A 1,665-nucleotide genomic window follows, 5' to 3' on the forward strand; every position below is an offset into this window, starting at 1 on the left:
GCGCATAAATACCTCCTTTGGGAAGGTACAAGTATAGATAATTATACTTGATTGAGGGTGTGTGCCACCGTGATAGGGGAAGACCCGGTTCGGCACCCAGAAAAGATCAATAAAGGCGTTGCCAGGAGAGATATTGGTCATATTTACGCAACGCACTGTGATACAGCATGTGCTCTTTCTCGGGTAAATATTCACTTAATCGTTGTTGCACACCTGCAGGTGAAAACGTCTCTGCAGGATGATTCTTCGCCAGAAGAATGTCATCCAACCGCCGCAGCCGGATAACATATTCGCGCATGGTGCTGTGGCGAACATCGGTTTGGTCGATCAGATACTGGGTAAAATCCTTGATCTTGAAATAACTGGTGTGTGTGTTACAAAAAACTTCGCTACAAAAACGACACACCGGAATAAGTTCATCTTGTAGCGACAGCCATACATCCTCTTCAATCAAGTGATCAAAATCACCCAAACTTTTTTATTAATAAGCTGATTGTGAAACACCAGCGATACACGATCGAGGGGTTTCCTGCAATTTGAGCAATGGGTTTGCTTATGTTTGAAGTCTTTCAAATAACGGCTAAGAAGCTGTTTTTTTCGCGGTGAAGATAGCATGAATCCATTCCATGAGAGTGGATATCATTTTTACGCAGACCACTATGCAGCGGCGACATTATATGTCAATGACGCTGTAAGACATGCTTGAGCGTAAAGCCTGATATCCTTTGATAACACTATTCCTGCACGCAGTGGTTACTGTTCCTGTATAAGCTTCACGCGCAGTCGCTTTATCGCCTGGCTATGCAACTGGCTGACACGAGATTCACCCACATCAAGAACGGCCCCAATCTCTTTCAAGTTGAGTTCTTCCTGGTAATAGAGCGTCAAAACCAATTTCTCACGCTCTGGTAAATTCTCGATAGCGTCCATCACTCGATGGCGTAAACTGCCTTCCATCAGCTGATGTAGCGGATTCGCTTCTTCATTGCCTTCCAGAAGCGCTTCAGCACTGTCGCCGTGTTCTTCACGCCATTCATCGTAAGAGAACAACTGGCTATTATTGGTATCCAGCAATATCTGACGATAATCTTCCAGCGTGATGTTTAACGACTGCGCCACTTCTTGCTCCGTGGGCGCGCGGCCAAGTTGCTGTTCCGCCTGTTGCATCGCCTGTGCCACTTCCCGCGCATTACGCCGCACACTGCGCGGCACCCAATCCCGGCTGCGCAACTCATCCAACATCGCGCCTCGGATGCGCTGCACGGCATAGGTGGTAAAGGCGGTTCCCTGCAAAAAGTCGAAGCGTTCAACGGCACTCAGCAGGCCAATGCATCCTGCTTGCAGCAGATCGTCCAGCTCAACGCTCGCGGGAAGGCGAACCTGTAAACGCAAGGCTTCATGGCGCACTAACGGAACATAGCGCTGCCAGAGGGAATTCTTATCCATTGTACCTTCGGCGGTATACAGATCGCTCACAGTGACAAATACCTACGATGATAGTGTTATCTACACTATTATGCGTTTGCGTAGAGTGTCCAATGCTGCGAATAGGGATGTAAATAGGGGGCTATTTGGGGTATGTGACAATATCGACATGCTATTGTAAGCACACAGGTTTTAGTTCCACGCACTTTTTGAGATTTCCGGGTTTTCAGCCATCAGCCG

General features: G+C 47.8%; 1 protein-coding gene and 1 pseudogene. Both read right to left on the reverse strand.

Annotation, left to right across the window (positions count from 1 at the left end; translation table 11 throughout):
- Positions 1-106: 106 nt before the first annotated feature.
- Positions 107-615 (reverse strand): annotated as a pseudogene (gene fliZ / locus CS369_RS05090) (flagella biosynthesis regulatory protein FliZ).
- Positions 616-753: 138 nt separating this feature from the next.
- Positions 754-1,476, reverse strand: coding sequence for an RNA polymerase sigma factor FliA (locus CS369_RS05095; protein WP_196906259.1), 723 nt, complete (start codon positions 1,474-1,476; stop codon positions 754-756).
- Between the last annotated feature and the right edge of the window lie 189 nt (positions 1,477-1,665).

Origin of the sequence: Candidatus Symbiopectobacterium sp. 'North America' (assembly GCF_015762685.1) — a bacterium.
Lineage (GTDB): Bacteria > Pseudomonadota > Gammaproteobacteria > Enterobacterales > Enterobacteriaceae > Symbiopectobacterium.